The organism is Pseudomonas sp. FG47 (genome assembly GCF_057809115.1).
The window spans coordinates 1-17338 of the sequence record NZ_JBMDJI010000009.1; the positions used below are offsets into that span (position 1 = coordinate 1).

The window sequence follows — 17338 nt, forward strand, 5'->3', positions numbered from 1 at the left end:
TCCCTTCGCAAGGCCTGCGTTCGGCCTCCTGAAGTCGCGAAGTTACGGGCGGCGCTTGCACTGGCGCAGCTGTCGCTCGCTGGGGTTGGCGCTAGCCTTTTGATCGGCAACGGCAACGGCAACGGCAACGGCAACGGCATCAGCCTCGCTCCCACATCGATCTGAAACCTTGCGCTTCCTCCACCAGCCAGTCATGCACCGCCCGTGCGCCTGGCTGGTTCAACCCACCCGGCGGGTACAGCAGCACATAGCGCTTGTGGTTGGCGATCGGCACGCCGAACGGCACGATCAAGGCGCCACGCTCGAGCTCGTCGTTGAGCAGCGTGCGCCGGGCGATGGCCACGCCGATGCCGGCAATGGCCGCCTCGATGGTCAGGTGGTTGCGGTTGAACGTATGTCCACGCCGCACGTCCAGCCCGGCGGCACCGATACCGTCGAGGTAAAACTCCCATTCCGCGTACTCCGAGCTGCCGCGCCAGGCAGTGATGTCGTGCAGCAGCGGATAGTGGGCCAGGTCGGCCGGGCCATGCAGCGGCGGGCGGCCACGCAATAGTGCCGGGGAGCAGACCGGGAAGATCTGCTCGTCCAGCAGCGGAGTGGAGAGCATGCCCGGGTAGCTGCCGTCGTTGAGGTCGATGGCCAGGTCGAAGTCCTGCGGATGCAGGGCCTGGTTGCTGTCCTCGGCCACCAGGCGCAGTTCGATGTCCGGGTAGCGCTGCTGGAAGCGCGGCAGGCGCGGCGTCAGCCATTTGGCCAGGAACGAGGGGATCGAGCGCAGGCGCAGGGTACCGCGGATTTCGCCAGCATCCAGGCGCAGCAGTTCGGCTTCGATGCTGCCGTAGGCCTCGGCCACGGTCTGGGCCAGACGCTGCCCCTCGGCCGACAGCTCGACCCCACGGGCACGACGCAGGAACAGGCGAAAGCCCAGGCGCTCCTCGAGCTGGCGCATCTGCTGGCTGACCGCGCCGGGAGTGATGTGCAGTTCCTCGGCGCAGCGGGTGAACGACAGGTGCCGCGCGGCGCAGGAAAACACATGCAGCCAGACGAACACCTGGCCATTGAGCGGCCCTTTCATCGTTTAGTCCTGCTAAAGGCTTGTGTAGGAAGTTTCGTTGGTCAAGCCGACCTGAGCGCGGCAGTATCGCGCAACTTTGTAATACCGTTCAATTTTTTCAGAGAGCCATGGCGTGTTTCTGTTGTGCGTCATGGTCAGGCATTAGCATGGCTATCAGTGTTTTCGACCTTTTCAAGATTGGCATCGGCCCGTCCAGCTCCCACACCGTCGGCCCGATGCGCGCCACCGCGACCTTCGCCCAGGCCCTGCGTGAACAAGGCCTGCTGGCCCAGGTGACGCGGGTCGAGGTGCGCCTGTATGGCTCGCTGTCGGCCACTGGCGTGGGGCATGCCACCGACCGCGCGTGCCTGCTGGGGTTGATGGGCCAGTGGCCCGACCGTATCGACCCGCAGAGCATCGAGCCACGCATCGACCAACTGATGCAGGAAAACTGCCTGCTGCTCGATGGCAGCCATCCAGTCGAATTCCAGTATGCCCGCGACATGCGCCTGCTCGACGAGAACCTGGCCTACCATCCCAATGCCATGACCGTCGAAAGCTTCGCCGGCCAGGCCAGCCTGTTCAGCCAGACCTATTATTCGGTCGGTGGCGGTTTCATTGTCGAGGCTAGCGAGATCGATGCGCCGCAGGGTGGGGGTGGGCAGGTCGAGCTGCCTTACGAGTTTTCCAGCGGTGCCGAACTGCTGGCCCTGTGCAAGGCCCACAACCTCAGCGTCAGCCAGCTGATGCTGGCCAACGAATGCGCCTGGCGGCCAGAAAGCGAAGTGCGCGAAGGGCTGCTGAAGATCTGGGCGGCGATGGGCGAGTGCGTCAGTAACGGCCTGCGCAACGAGGGCATCCTGCCCGGTGGGCTCAAGGTCAAGCGCCGTGCCGCGCGCCTGCACCGCAGCTTGCAGGAACTGGGCAAGCCCAACGTGATCGGCTCGACCCTCAGCGCCATGGAGTGGGTCAACTTGTTCGCCCTGGCGGTCAATGAAGAGAACGCCGCTGGCGGGCGCATGGTCACCGCGCCCACCAACGGTGCGGCAGGGATCATCCCGGCGGTGCTGCACTACTACATGAAGTTCAACCCCGGTGCCTGCGACGACGACGTGGTGGCGTTCCTGCTGGCCGCCGCCGCAGTGGGCATCCTGTGCAAGAAGAACGCCTCGATTTCCGGTGCCGAAGTCGGTTGCCAGGGCGAGGTCGGTTCGGCCTGCTCGATGGCCGCCGCCGGCTTGGCCGAGGTGCTGGGCGCCACCGCGCCGCAACTGGAGAACGCCGCCGAGATCGCCCTGGAGCACAACCTGGGGCTGACCTGCGACCCGGTCGGTGGCCTGGTGCAGATTCCCTGCATCGAGCGCAACGCGATCGCCGCGGTGAAGGCGATCAATGCCGTGCAGATGGCCCTGCGCGGCGATGGCGAGCACTTCATTTCCCTGGACCGGGTAATCCGCACCATGCGCGACACTGGTGCCGACATGCATGCCAACTACAAGGAAACCTCCCGCGGCGGCCTGGCTGTCGCTTTCGTCGAGTGCTGAAAAACAAGCGCTGACTGCATGGGAGCGGCGGTGCGCCGATGCGACTTGCCCGGCGATGGCAAACCCATCGCGGGGCTAGCCTGCTCCCTCGCAGTGCCCCGCAAACCTGAATGAACCTGCAATACCCGCTGTACCTGCGACAAAAACAACTACAAGGCGATACCCATGACTGATGTACAAAGCACCACGCGCATGCGTGCGGATTCGGCTGCCCCGGCTGCGGGCTCGACCACCTGGAACCGTCACGACACCACCTGGGCCCTGGGCCTGTATGGCACGGCCATCGGCGCCGGCACCCTGTTCCTGCCGATCAACGCCGGGGTTGGTGGCTTCTGGCCATTGCTGATCCTGGCACTGCTGGCCTTCCCGATGACCTTCTTCGCCCACCGCGCCCTGACCCGCTTCGTGCTGTCCGGGCGCAAGGGCGGCAACGAAGACATCACCGAGGTGGTCGAAGAGCACTTCGGCACGGGTGCCGGCAAGCTGATCACCTTGCTGTACTTCTTTGCCATCTTCCCGATCTTGCTGGTTTACAGCGTTGCGCTGACCAATACCCTGACCAGCTTCTTCGAGCATCAGTTGCACATCGAGCCGCCGCCCCGGGCCTTGCTCGCGTTGCTGCTGATCTGCGGGCTTATGATCGTGGTGCGCTGTGGCCAGCAGATCATCGTCAAGGCCATGAGCGTGCTGGTCTATCCCTTCGTCGCCTCGCTGCTGTTGCTGGCCCTGAGCCTGATCCCCAACTGGAATGGCGCCTTCTTCGCCCAGGCCAACGAGGGCTTGAGCGCCTCGAAACTGCTGCTGACCCTGTGGCTGGCGATTCCGGTGATGGTGTTCTCGTTCAACCACTCACCGATCATCTCGGCCTTCGCCGTCGACCAGAAGCACCGCTACGGTGGCGATGCCGACCGCAAGAGCGGCCGCACCCTGGCCACCGCCCACGTGATGATGGTGCTGACGGTGATGTTCTTCTGCTTCAGTTGCGTGCTGGCCCTGAGCCCGGCGGACCTGGCCGCGGCCAAGGCGCAGAACATCTCGATCCTGTCGTACCTGGCCAACCACTTCCAGACCCCGGTGATCGCTTTCGTCGCGCCGCTGATCGCCCTGGTGGCGATCACCAAGTCGTTCCTGGGCCACTACATCGGTGCCAGCGAAGGCTTCCAGGGCATGATCGTCAAGAGCCTGCGCGGGCGTGGCAAAGCCTGGCCGGCCAAGCGCCTGGAGCGCGTCACGGCGCTGTTCATGGTGCTGACCTGCTGGGCGGTGGCGACCCTGAACCCGAGCATCCTTGGGCTGATCGAGAGCCTGGGCGGCCCAGTGATCGCCTGCCTGTTGTTCCTGATGCCGATGTACGCCGTGCACCGGGTGCCGGCGCTGCGCCAGTATTCGGGGCGGCTGTCGAATGTGTTCGTGGTGCTGATCGGCCTGATCACGCTGTCGGCGATTTTCTACAGTTTCATCGCCTGAGGCGCTAAAGCATCGCGGGACAAACTCGCCCCCACGCCATGATGCGGACCTGGGGTGAGTTTGTCCCGCGCGGGTTTCACCGCTCAGGCGCTGTGCACCCTCACTTGGCTTTCTGTCGCAGGGCCACGAAGCTGCGGCGCATGTCGCTAGCCCAGCCATCGAGCACCGGTTTGACGTCGTTCAGGGTCAACTGGGTGGTCTTGTTCTCCAGTTCCTTGCCGCTGCCTTTGCGCACCACCTGGGCCACGACCTTCTGGCTGGCAGCGTCGAGGAAAGCCGCTTCCACGGCGATGTCGACTTGCTGGTCGCGGCCACCGGCGGCGGTGTTGACCGCGGCGGCGACCAGTGCGATGGGGATCACTTCATAAGGTTTGAGGCCTTCCGTGCTGGTGGACACGGCGGTGATCGCCGGGCGCACCACGATGGTATTCGGCCCGGGGGTCTTGACCAGGGTCAGCACGCTGCCCAGCTCCCGGCGCATCGCTTCGTTGAAGTAGCGGGTGATCTCTTGCAGGGTCTGCGCCGAGATCACGTCGGTGGGCTGGGGCTTGGGATAGAACTGGCTCGGTTCGATGAACACCTTGGTGTACTGGCTGGCCTTGATGTCTGGGTCGATCCAGCGCATCACCGGCGCGCCGGAGACGCTTTCGGCCGGCTTCAGGCGGCTGTAGTCCTTGAGAAACCCGGAATAGTCCTTGGGATCGACACGGTTGCTGGAGCAGGCAACCAGGGCCAACAAAGCAGCGCACAGCAGGGTGGTGCGAGGCAGGTGCTTCATGATGACGAGGTCCATGAGGGAAGGGGCCAGAACAACGCTAGCAGGTGGTGGGCCGAAGGCCAGCGTTCGGGCTGTCGACAGTTGCCGTTTCCCACCAATCAACCTGATTGGGCTGACTATCCATTCATCACTGAAAGTGGAAAAGTATGCCCTTTACGGGTATGTTTAGAGTGCCGATCATGGATGTCTACAAGCGTAGGGAGTTTGCCCGCTGGCAAGCCAGGGAGTGCTTGCCGGACCACCTGCTCTGTCGGGCAGTTGCAGAAATGCAGAGTGGGTTGGTTGACGCGAGTCTTGGCGGTTTATTGTTCAAGAAGCGCATTGCTGGCCTTTGCAGTGGCAAGCGGGGTGGTTACCGCACGCTACTGTCGGCTCGTATAGGCGATCGATATGTGTTCCTGCATGGATTCGCCAAAAGCGACCTGGCCAATGTCACGCCGGCCGAGCAAAAGGCCCTGCAGTTCACCGGCAAGGTATTTCTGGAATTATCACCCCACGCCCTGGCCAAGGCATTGGGCTGTGGGGTATTGATGGAGGTCCACTGTGACCAGCAAACTCATTGAGTCATTGCGTGCCGACCTGTCGGCCCTGGAGCAGGCCGGTGCTGTCGGCAAGGTCACGCTGAGGGACTTCGAGGCGATCTGCCCGGCTCCGGTGCGAGCGTTCACTGCCCAGGACATCCGCCACTTGCGTGAAGCCCTTAACTTCAGCCAACCGGTGTTCGCCCTGCACCTGCACACCAGCGCATCGACAGTGCGCAAATGGGAGCAGGGCGAAACACGCCCGGCCGGTCCGGCCTTGAAGCTGCTGAACATCATTGCCGACAAGGGGCTGCAGGCCATTCTTTGACGGTGGGCCGTCAGCCCAGTGTCTCGCGCAAGCGGTACCACAGCATTCCCAGCGCCAGCAGCGGCGAGCGCAGTGCCTTGCCGCCGGGGAAGGTCAGGTGCGGCACCGCGCGGAACACATCGAAGCCATGGCTTTGCTCGGTGGCGATGGCTTCGGCGAGCAGTTTCGCCGTCCAGTGGGTGACGTTCAGCCCATGCCCGGAATAACCCTGGGCATAGAACACGTTGGGGTGCTGGCTGAGCCGGCCGACCTGGGGGAAGCGGTTGGCGGTGATGCCGATCATGCCGCCCCACTGGTAGTCCAGACGCACCTCGGCCAGATGCGGGAACACCTTGAGCACCTTGGGCCGCATGTAGGCGCCGATGTCCTTGGGGTCGCGTCCGGAATAGTGGCAGGCGCCCCCGAACAGCAGGCGGTTGTCGGCGGTCAGGCGGTAATAGTCCAGGCCCACTTTCTGGTCGCATAGCGCCATGTTCTGCGGGATCAGCGTGCGCGCCAGGCCTTCGGGCAGTGGCTCGGTCGCCACCACGTAGCTGCCGGCCGGCAGCACCTTGCCGCTCAGGCGTGGCTCCAGTTCGTCGAGGTGGGCGTTGCAGCCGAGCACCAGGCTCTGCGCCCGCACCCTGCCGCGGGCGGTGTGCAGGGTCACCGTACTGCCATGTTCGATGCGCAGTACCGGGCTTTGCTCGAAGATGCGCACCCCCAGGCCATGGGCGGCGCGGGCTTCGCCCTGGACCAGGTCGAGCGGGTGCAGATGGCCCGAGCCCATGTCGACCAGGCCACCGGCGTACAGGTCGCTGGCGACGATCTCGTGCATGCGCTCGGGGCCGACCAGGTGGGTCTCATGCGGATAGTCCAGGTCGGCGAGGTCGCGTTGCTCGTCCTCGAATGCGGCGAACTGGGCAGGAGTGTTGGCCAGCTCGCAGAACCCCCAGCGCAGGTCGCAGTCGATGCCATATTGCGCGATACGGCGGGCGACCAGCGCCACCGAGTCGATGCCGGCCTGCTTGAGGTAACGCACGCCCTCCTGGCCGACGTGCCGGGCAAAGCCCGAGACGTCATGGCCGATGCCGCGGATCAGTTGCCCGCCATTGCGCCCGCTGGCGCCCCAACCGATGCGGCGGGCCTCCAGCAGGATCACCGAGAGGCCGCGCTCGGCCAGCTCCAGGGCGGTGTTGACCCCGGTCAGGCCGCCGCCGAGCACGCAGACATCGACCTGCAGGTCCTGGTCCAGCGTGGGGTAGGTCGTGCCCTGACGCGCGCTGGCGGCATAGTAGGACGCGGTGTGTTCATTCATCTGTGGCATGGGCGGGCTCGGCTCAGCGGTTGGACTTGATCTTGCTCCAGGAGCGGGTCATCTGCCGCAGGATCCCGGGGCTGGGCATGGTCGAGACATACAACTTGTCCAGCACCTCCTGGGGCGGGTAGATCTCGGGGTTGTCGACCAGCGCCGGGGCCATGTCGGCCTTGGCATCCGGGTTGGCGTTGGCGTAGCCGACCGTGGCGCTGACCTTGGCGATCACCTTCGGTTCGAGCAGATAGTTGATGAAGGCCAAGGCCTGGTCGGCGTTCTTGGCATCCTTGGGGATGGCCAGCAGGTCGAACCACAGGTTGCTGCCCTCCTTGGGAATGCTGTAGGCGACCTTGACGCCGTTGCCGGCTTCCTCGGCGCGATGGCTGGCCTGGAACACGTCGCCGGAGTAGCCGAAGGCCACGCAGACATCGCCGTTGGCCAGGTCCGAGACGTACTTGGAGGAGTGGAAGTAGGTGATGTACGGGCGCAGCTCCAGCAGGCGGGCCTCGGCCTTCTTGTAGTCGTCGGACTTCTCGCTGCGTGGGTCCATGCCCAGGTAGTTGAGCATGGCCGGGAACAGTTCGTCGGGAGAGTCCATGAACGCCACGCCGCACTGCTTGAGCTTCTTCAGGTTGTCCGGCTCGAACAGCACGGCCCAGGAGTCGACCTTGTCGATACCCAGCACGGCCTTGACCTTGTCGACGTTGTAGCCAATGCCGTTGGTACCCCACAGGTAGGGCACGGCGTACTGGTTGCCAGGGTCGTTCTGCTCCAGTTGCTTGAGCAGTTTCGGATCCAGGTGCCGCCAATTCGGCAACTTGCTGCGGTCCAGGGGCAGGAACGCGCCAGCCTGGGCCTGGCGGGCGAGGAAATGGTTGGAGGGCACCACCACGTCGTAGCCGGTGCGCCCGGCCAGCAGCTTGCCCTCCAGGGTCTCGTTGGAGTCGAACACGTCGTAGACCACCTTGATGCCGCTGCTGGCTTGGAAGTCGGCGAGGGTCGTCTCGCCGATATAGTCGGTCCAGTTGTAAACGCTCACCGTCGGCTGGGCCTGGACGCTGGCGCCGAACAGCAGGGCGAAGGTTGCGGGAAGCAGGGCTTGTGGATGACGCATGTCGACACCTCGTTGGTCTTGTTCTGGGTCGTGATGGTTCGGTGTTGGGACGTCGTGGGAGCGGGCTTGCCCCGCGATCGGGTTGAAGGTCTCGTCGCGGGGCAAGCCCGCTCCCACAAGGTGTGTAATTGATCAGACGCTGAGCAGCAGGAACTCCCGCTCCCACGAACTGATCACGCGCTTGAAGTTTTCGTGCTCGGCACGCTTGACCGCCACGTAGCCCTGGACGAATTGCTGGCCCAGGTACTGGCGCACCACCTCGCAGTCCTCCATGTGTTGCAAGGCGTCCTCGATGGTGATCGGCAGGCGCAGGTTGCGCCGCTCGTAGGCGCGACCTTGCACCGGGGCGCTCGGCTCGAGTCGTTCGACCATGCCGATGTAACCGCACAACAGGCTCGCGGCGATGGCCAGGTAGGGGTTGGCGTCGGCGCCCGGCAGGCGGTTTTCCACGCGCATGGCCTCGGGGCTGGAGGTTGGCACGCGCAGCCCGGCGGTGCGGTTTTCCTCGCCCCACTCGACGTTCACCGGCGCCGAAGTGTCGGGCAGGAAGCGGCGGAACGAATTGACGTTCGGCGCGAACATCGGCAGCAGCTTGGGGATGTACTTCTGCAGGCCACCGATGTGGTGCAGGAACAATTCGCTCATGCTGCCGTCTTCGTTGGCGAAGATAGGCTTGCCGCTGGCGATGTCGATCACGCTCTGGTGCAGGTGCATGGCGCTGCCCGGTTCGTCGGTGATCGGCTTGGCCATGAAGGTGGCGGCGACATTGTGCTTGAGCGCCGCCTCGCGCATCGTGCGTTTGAATACGGTGATCTGGTCGGCCAGGTCCAGGGCATCGCCGTGGCGGAAGTTGATCTCCATCTGCGCCGGGCCGTCTTCGTGGATCAGCGTATCCAGGTCCAGGCCTTGCAGTTCGCACCAGTCGTAGACGTCTTCGAACAGTGGGTCGAATTCGTTGGCCGCGTCGATGGAGAACGACTGGCGACCACTTTCGGCGCGGCCCGAACGGCCCATTGGCACTTGCAGCGGCAGGTCCGGGTCTTCGCAGCGCTGGGTCAGGTAGAACTCCATCTCCGGCGCGACGATCGGCTGCCAACCCTTGTCGGCGTAAAGCTTGAGCACTTTTTTCAGGACGTTGCGCGGCGACAGCTCGATGGGCTTGCCCTGTTTGTCGAAGGTGTCGTGGATGACGATGGCGGTCGGTTCGATGGCCCAGGGGATCTGGTATACCGCCGTGGGGTCGGGGCGGCAGACCATGTCGATGTCGGCGGCGTCGAGCAGGCTGTAGTAGATGTCGTCATCGACGTAGTCGCCGGTGACGGTCTGCAGCAGCACGCTTTCAGGCAGGCGCATGCCGCGCTCGTGGAGGAACTTGGCGGTCGGAGCGATCTTGCCGCGGGCGATGCCGGTCAGGTCGCTGATCACGCATTCGACTTCGGTGATCCGGTGTTCTTTCAGCCAGGTGGACAGCTGATCGAAGGGGGCGTTCATACAGACCTCTTGGTTGGGTTGTTGTGGTGGGACGCAAGGCGCGCTGTGCCGTGGGGCACTTCCCACAGGTGACGCTGAGGGCTATCTTGGGCGCAGCCCCGCGGGGCGATCTATCCACTTTCTTCGCTGTTTAATGCACCAAAAGAGTGCAATAGGACCGTGCGTGAATACGCCAACCGCCTTGCAGGTCCAGGATTTACGGACCACCGATGTGACCGAGCAGATCCGCGCCACCCCAGGTTGGCAGCAGCAGTACCGGCAGATGTCCCCGGGGCATTTCAACGGGCAGTTGCGCTGGCTCGAGCTGGAGGGCGTGGAGGTCTACGAAGAGCGCCTGAACACCCGGGTCGAGCAGTTTTTCCGGGCGCCGAGTGGTGCCTTGGCGTTCTGTTTCGACCGCAGCGAGAACAGCCTGTACCTGCTCAACGAAGACAGCCGCAATATCTGGATCACCCCGGAGAACTACCAGGAGGTGGCGGTGGTGTTCGAGCAGCCGTTCCTGGCCAGCCATGGCCTGGACCTGGAGCGCTTGCGCGGGCTGTTCATGGTGCCGCTGAGCTGCCAGCAGAACGCCCTGTTCGGCAACTGGCTGAGCGCCACGCTGACGCGCCTGGGGCAGGCTGAGCGCCCGCTGGAGGGGCGGGTGCTGGCCGAGCAACTGCTGGAGGACTGCCTGTTCATCCTCGACAACGCCGGCCAGCGCCTGCAAGGCCAGGCCCTGGGGCGGCGCGACGAGGAACGGGCGATCATGCGCCGAGTCAGCGAATGGGCCGCCGATTGCCCGGAGGAAACCCTCAACCTGCTGGAGCTGGCCCGGGTTGCCGGGGTCTCGCTGCGCCAGTTGCAGCAGGCGTTCAAGGCCTTCACCGGCTTGCCGCCGGCGCACTGGCTGCGTTTGCGCAGGCTCAATGGCGCGCGGCGCGATCTGCTGCGCGAAGACGGCGTGACGGTAGCCGAAGTGGCCATGCGTTGGTCGTTCTGGCACCTGGGGCGGTTTTCCGAGAGTTATCGGCAGCTGTTTCGCGAGTTGCCGAGCGAGACGCTGCGACGGGCCCGCGGGTTTTGACGCGCGGGGGGAGCCGGTGCTCGGTCGCATAGGCGCCGAGTATCTAACGGTAGATCCCTCTCAACGCCAACAGCAGATGACGCCAAGCCATTTCTGACGCACACTGCCGAAAAATCCGATGCCTCGTCCCCACGAGACACCGCAGGAGCATGCCAATGGCGCGACCCAACACCTCGACCCCCAACGCCAGCGACCCCCTGCAGCAATCGCGCCTGGTGCGTTTGAAACTGGCCAATGAAGGCGAGCTGCCCTCGGGCATGCTGCGTGACGAGATCGACGCCTCCTGGCGGCGCAGCCTCAGCCATGGCCTGGACTGCCTGCAAGGCGAGCAGGTGGGCCTTGGCACCGACCAGGGCCTGGACCTGCGTACGCTGCTGGAGCACAACCGCCAGCTCATCGATGCCGTCACCCCGGAGCTGGATTACCTGGTCAAGCGCCAGGGCAAGAGCGGCATCGTCATTCTTGGCGATGCCCAGGCCAATGTGCTGGCCATCGAGGGCCAGAAGCAGGTGCTGGCCCGCGAGGGCCTGCGCGACCTGCACCCAGGCAGTTGCTGGAGCGAGGCGCTGCGCGGCACCAACGCCATTGGCACGGCGGTGGTCGAAGGCCAACCGACCCTGATCAACTGCGGCGAGCACTACCTCGACCGGCTCAGCCCGTTCTCCTGCACCTCGGTGCCACTTCGCGACCCGCAAGGCGAGGTGGTCGGCGTGCTCGACGTGACGCGCGAGGGTGTCATGGCCCAGCCCCAGGACAGCCTGTCGACGCTGCTGCTGGCCGCCGGGCAGATCGAGAACCGGTTGTTCGCGCTGCAACAGGCCGAGCACCTAGTGCTGGCCTTCCATAGCCGCCCGCAGTACCTGGCCAGCGCCTGGCAGGGCTTGCTGGCGTTGAGCCTGGACGGCGAGGTGCTGGCCGCCAACGACAATGCCTGCCAACTGCTGCGGACAAGCCGCCAGGCCCTGCTCGGTCAGCATGCCAGTGACCTGCTGGGCGAACGCTCGCCAGCTTTCATCGCCCGTCTGTGGCAGGGCGGGGTGAGCAGTGCGCAGACCGCCCGCGGCGAATTCTTCTTCCGTGCCCTGCAACTGCCGCGGCAAACGGCGCTCAAGGGCGCGGTGGCGCCGCCCCGGTCGACGTCGACGGCCAAGGCCCAGGCCCTCGAGGCTCTGGCCGGTGGCGACACGCGTCTGGCCCGGGCCTTGCGCATGGCCCGCCAAGGCCTTGCCAGTGGATTGCCGGTGTTGCTGCTGGGCGAGACCGGCACCGGCAAGGAAGTCACCGCCCGCGCCCTGCACCAGGCCGGGCCGCGCGCCGACAAGCCGTTCGTGGCGGTCAACTGTGCGGCGATCCCCGAAGGTTTGATCGAGTCGGAACTGTTCGGCTATCGCGACGGCGCCTTCACCGGGGCGCGCCGGGGCGGCATGGTCGGGCGGTTGCTGCAGGCCCATGGTGGTACGTTGTTCCTCGACGAGATCGGCGACATGCCACTGGCCCTGCAGGCCCGCCTGTTGCGTGTGCTGCAGGAGCGCCGAGTCGCGCCGCTGGGCGCCGGCGACGAACAAGACATCGACGTCGCGCTGATCTGCGCCACCCACCGCGACCTCAAGCGCCTGGTGGCCGAGCAGCGTTTTCGCGAAGACCTGTACTACCGGGTCAACGGTGTATCACTGCGCCTGCCGGCCTTGCGCGAACGCGAGGACCTGGCGGCGATCGTCCGGGGCTTGCTGGATAAGTCTGGCGGCCGTGGCGTGAGCCTCGACCCGCCATTGACCGCGTTGCTCGAGGGTTTCGACTGGCCAGGCAACATCCGCCAGTTGGAGATGGTCCTACGCACCGCCCTGGCCATGCGCGAGGTCGATGAACAGGTGCTGACCCTCGGTCACCTCACCGATTGCCTGCTCGACGAGCTGGCCAGTGAGGCGGCGCCCTCCGGCAGCCTGCGCGACAACGAAATGGAGTTGATCCGCGCCGCCCTGGCCCGGCACCAGGGCAATGTCTCGGCCGCCGCCGGGGCCCTGGGCATCAGCCGGGCGACGCTGTACCGCAAGCTCAAGCAGCTGCCCGGCTGAGCCACCGGGCGCCTGCTCTCGTGTGGTGCGCCAGCAAGGCTGGCGCCTACAGGTGCACTTGAGGTCGGGCCGTCAGAGCTTCATCATCACCGCCTTGAGCTCGGTGTAATGCTCGATCGCCGCCGCGCCCATTTCCCGACCCACGCCGGACATCTTGTAGCCGCCGAACGGCAGCGCCGGGTCCAGGGCGCTGTGGCAGTTGACCCACACCGAACCAGACTTGATCCGCGGGATCATGCGGTGCACCGCCGCCAGGTCGTTGGACCAGATGCTCGCGCCCAGGCCATAGGGGTTGTCGTTGGCCAGGCGCACCACTTCGTCGAGGTCATCGAACGGCATGGCCACCAGCACCGGCCCGAAGATCTCCTCCTGCACCAGGCGGTGGCGCTGATCGACATCCACCAGCACCGTGGGCTTGACGAAGTAGCCCGGGCCGAAGCCTTCGCCGCCGCAGGCCAGGGTCGCGCCCAGTTCGCGGCCCAGGTTGATGTAGCCAGTGACCCGGTCCTGCTGCTTGGCCGAGATCAGCGGGCCCATCTGCACCGAAGGGTCCAGGCCGTTACCCAGTTTCATGCCATTGGCGATGCCGGCGATGTCGGCCACCACGTTGTCGAAGTGCTTGCGGTGCACGTACAGGCGCGAGCCCGCGCAGCACACCTGGCCCTGATTGAAGAAGATCGCCATGGCGGCGCCGGCGGCGGCTTCCTGCAGGTTGGCATCGGGCATGACGATGGTCGGCGACTTTCCGCCCAGCTCGAGGGTGACACGGGTCATGTTGTCCATGGCCGCCTTGCCGATCAGCTTGCCGACCTCGGTGGAGCCGGTGAAGGTCAGCTTGTCCACGCCGAGGTGGCGGCTGAGGGCCGCGCCGGCGTTCAGGCCAGTGCCGGTGACCACGTTGAGCACCCCAGCCGGGTAGCCGGCTTCATCCACCAGCTCGGCGAGCTTGAGCACGCTCAACGGAGTTTCGTCGGCGGGCTTGAGGACCATGGTGCAGCCGGTGGCCAGGGCCGGGCCGAGTTTCCAGCAGGCCAGCAGCAGCGGGAAGTTCCAGGCGACGATGGCGCCGACCACGCCCACGGCTTCGCGGCGGACGAAGGCGTGGAAGTCGCCTTCGGGCATCAGTGGCATGGAAGGCTCGACCGTGCTGCCTTCGATCTTGGTGGCCCAGCCGGCCATGTAGCGCAGGAAGTCGATGGCCAATTGCACATCCATCACCTTGGCCACCACGGCGCTCTTGCCGTTGTTCAGGCACTCCAGTTCGGCGAGCTGCTGGGCATCGCGCTCCATCAGGTCGGCCAGGCGCCACAGCAGGTTCTGCCGTTCGCGGGGGCGCATGCGGCTCCACGCCGAGTCGTCGAAGGCCTGGCGCGCGGCCTGTACCGCGCGGTCCACGTCCTGGGCCTGGGCCGAGGGCACTTCACCAAGCACTTCCCCGGTGGCCGGGTTGCGGAAGGTCATGGTCTGGCCACTTGCGGCATCCTGCCACTCGGCGCCGATACGCATCTTCAGCTTGCGCGCCAGGAAGGCGCGGGTAGCGGGGAGGATCGGCAGTTCGGTATTCATGGGACGGTGCCTCTTGGCTTTTGGGGGTGGCCAGGGCTTTGGCAAGGGGCGTGCCAAGGGCTGTGAAGTTGCGATGAGGCCCGGCGCTAACGGGTTTGGTCCTGGGTGGCGCGGGCTGGGGTTGGCGTGGGGTGTCGCAGAATGAGACGGGGTGAGACAGGGGCTTGGGGTTTGCGTGATGGCTGACAGGTGTTCGACGACGCAGATGCAGCGCCTATCAAGCCGAGCGCCGCCCGCGCGGCACTCGGCTTGATAGGCGACACAAGGTGCTCGCCGAGCGCTAGCTGCCGCTGGCTTCAGGCTGGCGCCAGGGCCCCGTGCAGGAACAACTGCTCGAGGGTCTGGGCGGTGTTGGCGCTGGCGGCTCGGCCGCGGCGTTCGGCATCGACCATGCCGTAGATCATGGTCATGAACATCTCGGTGAATACCGCCGCGCTGATGTCGATGCGCAGCACGCCCAGTTGCTGGGCGCGCAGGAAGAAGGCGTCCATGGCCTGGGTATAGGCCAGCCAGCGCTGGTCCTCGGCGTCATTGAGCAGGGTGTCGGGGCGATACTGAAACATTAGAAACACCAGCATCTCCCGATGCTTGAGGTGTTCGGCGATCAGGTGACGAATACCGTTGAGCGGCTCGGCCTGGGTCAAGTCAGCTTCCTGGATGACATGGTTGAGTACTTGTTCGCCATGGTCTTCGAGCATGCTCACCAGCTTTTCCCGGGTGCCGCAGAAGCGGTGCAGGGTGGCCTTGCTGACACCAGCGGTTTCTGCCAGTTCCTTCAGGGTGGCGCGGGGGTGGACCACGATGGCGTGGGCCAGCGCCTTGAGCAGGCGTTCTTCTTGGAGGGTGATACGCATGGGTGGCCTCGAGTCGATGTCTGGCTATGCCAAAGAAGATCAAGTGTGCCATATGAGACTAAAAAGACTCAAATTTACTGATGCGTCTTGCCGACGAACCGCTGGTTCGCCGGCAAGCTGGCTGCTACTGGATCAGTGAGGGGCGCGTGGGATGGTCTTGAGCAGGTCTTCCGGGCTTATGTGCCCGACCACCTGGGCCACCGCGCTGCCGGGGGTCGGCAAGTCGATGATGTGGCTTTTCATCTTGCCGATCACATGCATCTCGCACGGTTTGCAGTCGAACTTCAGGGTCAGCACTTCGTCGCCCTGGATCAGTTGCATCGGCGCTACCTTGGTGCGCACCCCGGTGACGCCCTTGGCCTGCTTGGGGCACAGGTTGAACGAGAAGCGCAGGCAGTGCTTGGTGATCATCACCGGCACTTCGCCGTGCTCCTCGTGGGCTTCGTACGCCGCGTCGATCAGTTGCACGCCGTGGCGATGGTAGAAGTCGCGGGCCTTCTGGTTGTAGACGTTGGCCAGGAACGACAGGTGCGACTCCGGGTACACCGGCGGTGGCGTGGTTTCGGCCTTGCGCGAGCCGCGTGGGTGGGCCTGGACGCGGGCCTGGGTCAGTGCCTCGATGGCTTCGCGGCGCAGGGCCTTGAGCTGCGAGTTGGGGATGAAGTACGCCTGTGGCGCATCCAGCTCGATGGCGTTGGCGTGGTACATCGTGGTACCCAGCTGGCCGAGCAGATCATGCAGTTGCTCCAACGCCTGCTGTGGCTTGTTGGCCGCGCCGAATGGGCCGTCCAGCGCTACTTGCACGCTGATGCCTTCCTCACTGCCGAGGGTCAGCAGCAAGCGCTGTTCGCGCAGCACCGCGTGCCATTGGACGCCGACACGGCGCTCGGACGAGGTGCGCTGCAGGGCCTGCTGCCAGTTGTGGTCGAGGTTGCGCGACAGCGGGTGGTTCGGCCGCAGCTTGTCCAGGCCCTGAGGCATTTCGTTGGGTTCGACGCGGTAGCGGTAGCGCTTCTGGCCGTCCTCCTCGGACTCGCTCTTGAGCTCGGCGATGTTCGCGCGAAAACCTACGACTTCGCGCTTGACCAGCACGTTCAAGCCGTCACCGTTGGTCAGCGGCACCTCGGTGACCACTTGCAGGTCGCGCTTGCCGACTTTTTCCACCACGCCCACCGGCAAACCAGTGAAGGTCGGCGAGTCGAAGGCGCCGATGTCGACTTTGCGGTCGGTGACGAAATAGTCGGTGCTGCCGCGGTGGAAGGTCTTGTCCGGGTCGGGCAGGAAGAAGTGCTCGGTGCGCCCGCTGGAAGCGCGAGCCAGTTCCGGGCGGCCTTCGAGAATGGCGTCGAGTTCCTTGCGGTAGTGGGCGGTGATGTTCTTCACATAACCCATGTCCTTGTAGCGGCCCTCGATCTTGAACGAGCGCACGCCGGCATCGACCAGGTCGGCCAGGTTGGCGGTCTGGTTGTTGTCCTTCATCGACAGCAGGTGTTTTTCGAAGGCGACCACGCGGCCCTGGTCGTCCTTGAGGGTGTACGGCAGGCGGCAGGCCTGGGAGCAGTCGCCACGGTTGGCGCTGCGCCCGGTCTGGGCGTGGGAGATGTTGCACTGGCCGGAGAAAGCCACGCACAGCGCGCCATGGATGAAGAACTCGATGGCCGCGTCGGTTTCGCTAGCGATGGCGCGAATCTGCTGCAGGTTCAGTTCACGGGCCAGCACCAACTGGGAAAAACCGGCCTGGTCGAGGAACTTGGCCCGCTCCAGGGTGCGGATGTCGGTCTGGGTGCTGGCATGCAGCTCGATTGGCGGGATGTCCAGCTCCATCACCCCCAGGTCCTGGACGATCAGCGCGTCGACGCCGGCGTCGTACAGCTGGTGAATAAGCTGGCGCGCGGGTTCCAGTTCGTTGTCGTGGAGGATGGTGTTGATGGTGGTGAACACCCGGGCGTGATAGCGCCGGGCGAACTCGACCAGGCCGGCGATGTCGCTGACATCGTTGCAGGCGTTGTGGCGCGCGCCGAAGCTCGGGCCGCCGATATAGATGGCGTCAGCGCCGTGCAGGATCGCCTCGCGGGCGATGCTCACGTCACGGGCAGGGCTGAGCAGTTCCAGGTGGTGCTTTGGAAGGGACATGTCGTTATAGGTCGGGCTTCACGGTGAGGCGGGCATTGTAGCGGTGAATGCGCTTT

Annotated in this window: 14 protein-coding genes; 6 read left to right on the forward strand and 8 right to left on the reverse strand. The window is 65.1% G+C overall.

The features are described from left to right. Positions 1-139: 139 nt before the first annotated feature. Positions 140-1075, reverse strand: a complete 936-nt coding sequence (locus tag ACODS5_RS09810; RefSeq protein ID WP_134690490.1) for a LysR substrate-binding domain-containing protein — start codon at positions 1073-1075, stop codon at positions 140-142. Between the two features lie 146 nt (positions 1076-1221). Between ACODS5_RS09810 and ACODS5_RS09815 the strand changes: the two genes are divergently transcribed. Together ACODS5_RS09815 and ACODS5_RS09820 are read left to right on the forward strand one after the other, a co-directional pair. Then, positions 1222-2598, forward strand: coding sequence for an L-serine ammonia-lyase (locus tag ACODS5_RS09815; RefSeq protein WP_489108518.1), 1377 nt, complete (start codon positions 1222-1224; stop codon positions 2596-2598). Between the two features lie 192 nt (positions 2599-2790). Continuing rightward, on the forward strand, positions 2791-4065 hold the full coding sequence (locus ACODS5_RS09820; RefSeq protein ID WP_489108601.1) for a serine/threonine transporter: 1275 nt from the start codon (positions 2791-2793) through the stop codon (positions 4063-4065). Between the two features lie 100 nt (positions 4066-4165). Here the strand turns inward: ACODS5_RS09820 and ACODS5_RS09825 are convergent, their stop codons facing one another. After that, entirely contained in the window at positions 4166-4843 is a 678-nt protein-coding gene (locus tag ACODS5_RS09825) for a DUF3313 domain-containing protein (RefSeq protein WP_489108519.1), read from the reverse strand. Positions 4844-5022: 179 nt separating this feature from the next. Here ACODS5_RS09825 and ACODS5_RS09830 point away from each other — a divergent pair, with 179 nt between their 5' ends. Together ACODS5_RS09830 and ACODS5_RS09835 are read left to right on the forward strand one after the other, a co-directional pair. Then, on the forward strand, positions 5023-5406 hold the full coding sequence (locus ACODS5_RS09830) for a type II toxin-antitoxin system RelE/ParE family toxin (protein WP_198754574.1): 384 nt from the start codon (positions 5023-5025) through the stop codon (positions 5404-5406). Then, positions 5387-5692 (forward strand): helix-turn-helix domain-containing protein, encoded by a 306-nt coding sequence (locus tag ACODS5_RS09835; RefSeq protein ID WP_046855774.1) that lies wholly within the window; start codon positions 5387-5389, stop codon positions 5690-5692. The genes ACODS5_RS09830 and ACODS5_RS09835 overlap by 20 nt, the downstream gene beginning before the upstream one ends. Before the next feature lie 10 nt (positions 5693-5702). Here the strand turns inward: ACODS5_RS09835 and ACODS5_RS09840 are convergent, their stop codons facing one another. The 3 genes from ACODS5_RS09840 to ACODS5_RS09850 all read right to left on the reverse strand — a co-directional run bounded on the left by ACODS5_RS09840 (position 5703) and on the right by ACODS5_RS09850 (position 9591). Further along, the gene (locus ACODS5_RS09840; protein WP_489108520.1) at positions 5703-6998 is read right to left on the reverse strand and encodes an NAD(P)/FAD-dependent oxidoreductase; all 1296 of its coding nucleotides are present in this window, start codon (positions 6996-6998) and stop codon (positions 5703-5705) included. Between the two features lie 13 nt (positions 6999-7011). Next, positions 7012-8100 carry a polyamine ABC transporter substrate-binding protein gene (locus ACODS5_RS09845; RefSeq protein WP_134690500.1) on the reverse strand — a complete coding sequence of 363 codons (1089 nt, stop codon included), beginning with the start codon at positions 8098-8100 and terminating at the stop codon, positions 7012-7014. A 132-nt stretch (positions 8101-8232) separates the two neighbouring features. After that, positions 8233-9591, reverse strand: coding sequence for a glutamine synthetase family protein (locus ACODS5_RS09850; protein ID WP_134690502.1), 1359 nt, complete (start codon positions 9589-9591; stop codon positions 8233-8235). Positions 9592-9754: 163 nt separating this feature from the next. On the opposite strand from ACODS5_RS09850, the gene ACODS5_RS09855 reads away from it, so the two are divergent. Together ACODS5_RS09855 and ACODS5_RS09860 are read left to right on the forward strand one after the other, a co-directional pair. Next, a complete protein-coding gene (locus ACODS5_RS09855; protein ID WP_489108521.1) occupies positions 9755-10657 on the forward strand; it encodes a helix-turn-helix domain-containing protein in 903 nt (300 codons plus the stop codon). Between the two features lie 155 nt (positions 10658-10812). Continuing rightward, a complete protein-coding gene (locus ACODS5_RS09860) occupies positions 10813-12729 on the forward strand; it encodes a sigma-54-dependent Fis family transcriptional regulator (protein WP_489108522.1) in 1917 nt (638 codons plus the stop codon). A gap of 72 nt (positions 12730-12801) precedes the next feature. Here the strand turns inward: ACODS5_RS09860 and ACODS5_RS09865 are convergent, their stop codons facing one another. The 3 genes from ACODS5_RS09865 to ACODS5_RS09875 all read right to left on the reverse strand — a co-directional run bounded on the left by ACODS5_RS09865 (position 12802) and on the right by ACODS5_RS09875 (position 17282). Next, positions 12802-14295 carry an aldehyde dehydrogenase family protein gene (locus ACODS5_RS09865; protein WP_489108523.1) on the reverse strand — a complete coding sequence of 498 codons (1494 nt, stop codon included), beginning with the start codon at positions 14293-14295 and terminating at the stop codon, positions 12802-12804. A 296-nt stretch (positions 14296-14591) separates the two neighbouring features. Next, positions 14592-15149, reverse strand: a complete 558-nt coding sequence (locus tag ACODS5_RS09870; RefSeq protein ID WP_134690510.1) for a TetR/AcrR family transcriptional regulator — start codon at positions 15147-15149, stop codon at positions 14592-14594. 132 nt (positions 15150-15281) lie between these two features. Beyond that, positions 15282-17282, reverse strand: a complete 2001-nt coding sequence (locus ACODS5_RS09875) for a peptidase U32 family protein (protein ID WP_134690511.1) — start codon at positions 17280-17282, stop codon at positions 15282-15284. Positions 17283-17338 lie beyond the last annotated feature (56 nt).

What these genes read in the sequence shown, in the direction of transcription:
- ACODS5_RS09810 (WP_134690490.1), bottom strand. Translation starts at nt 1,075, where the DNA reads ATGAAAGGGCCGCTCAATGGCCAGGTGTTCGTCTGGCTGCATGTGTTT.
- ACODS5_RS09815 (WP_489108518.1), top strand. Translation starts at nt 1,222, where the DNA reads ATGGCTATCAGTGTTTTCGACCTTTTCAAGATTGGCATCGGCCCGTCC.
- ACODS5_RS09820 (WP_489108601.1), top strand. Translation starts at nt 2,791, where the DNA reads ATGCGTGCGGATTCGGCTGCCCCGGCTGCGGGCTCGACCACCTGGAAC.
- ACODS5_RS09825 (WP_489108519.1), bottom strand. Translation starts at nt 4,843, where the DNA reads ATGAAGCACCTGCCTCGCACCACCCTGCTGTGCGCTGCTTTGTTGGCC.
- ACODS5_RS09830 (WP_198754574.1), top strand. Translation starts at nt 5,023, where the DNA reads ATGGATGTCTACAAGCGTAGGGAGTTTGCCCGCTGGCAAGCCAGGGAG.
- ACODS5_RS09840 (WP_489108520.1), bottom strand. Translation starts at nt 6,998, where the DNA reads ATGCCACAGATGAATGAACACACCGCGTCCTACTATGCCGCCAGCGCG.
- ACODS5_RS09845 (WP_134690500.1), bottom strand. Translation starts at nt 8,100, where the DNA reads ATGCGTCATCCACAAGCCCTGCTTCCCGCAACCTTCGCCCTGCTGTTC.
- ACODS5_RS09850 (WP_134690502.1), bottom strand. Translation starts at nt 9,591, where the DNA reads ATGAACGCCCCCTTCGATCAGCTGTCCACCTGGCTGAAAGAACACCGG.
- ACODS5_RS09860 (WP_489108522.1), top strand. Translation starts at nt 10,813, where the DNA reads ATGGCGCGACCCAACACCTCGACCCCCAACGCCAGCGACCCCCTGCAG.
- ACODS5_RS09865 (WP_489108523.1), bottom strand. Translation starts at nt 14,295, where the DNA reads ATGAATACCGAACTGCCGATCCTCCCCGCTACCCGCGCCTTCCTGGCG.
- ACODS5_RS09870 (WP_134690510.1), bottom strand. Translation starts at nt 15,149, where the DNA reads ATGCGTATCACCCTCCAAGAAGAACGCCTGCTCAAGGCGCTGGCCCAC.
- ACODS5_RS09875 (WP_134690511.1), bottom strand. Translation starts at nt 17,282, where the DNA reads ATGTCCCTTCCAAAGCACCACCTGGAACTGCTCAGCCCTGCCCGTGAC.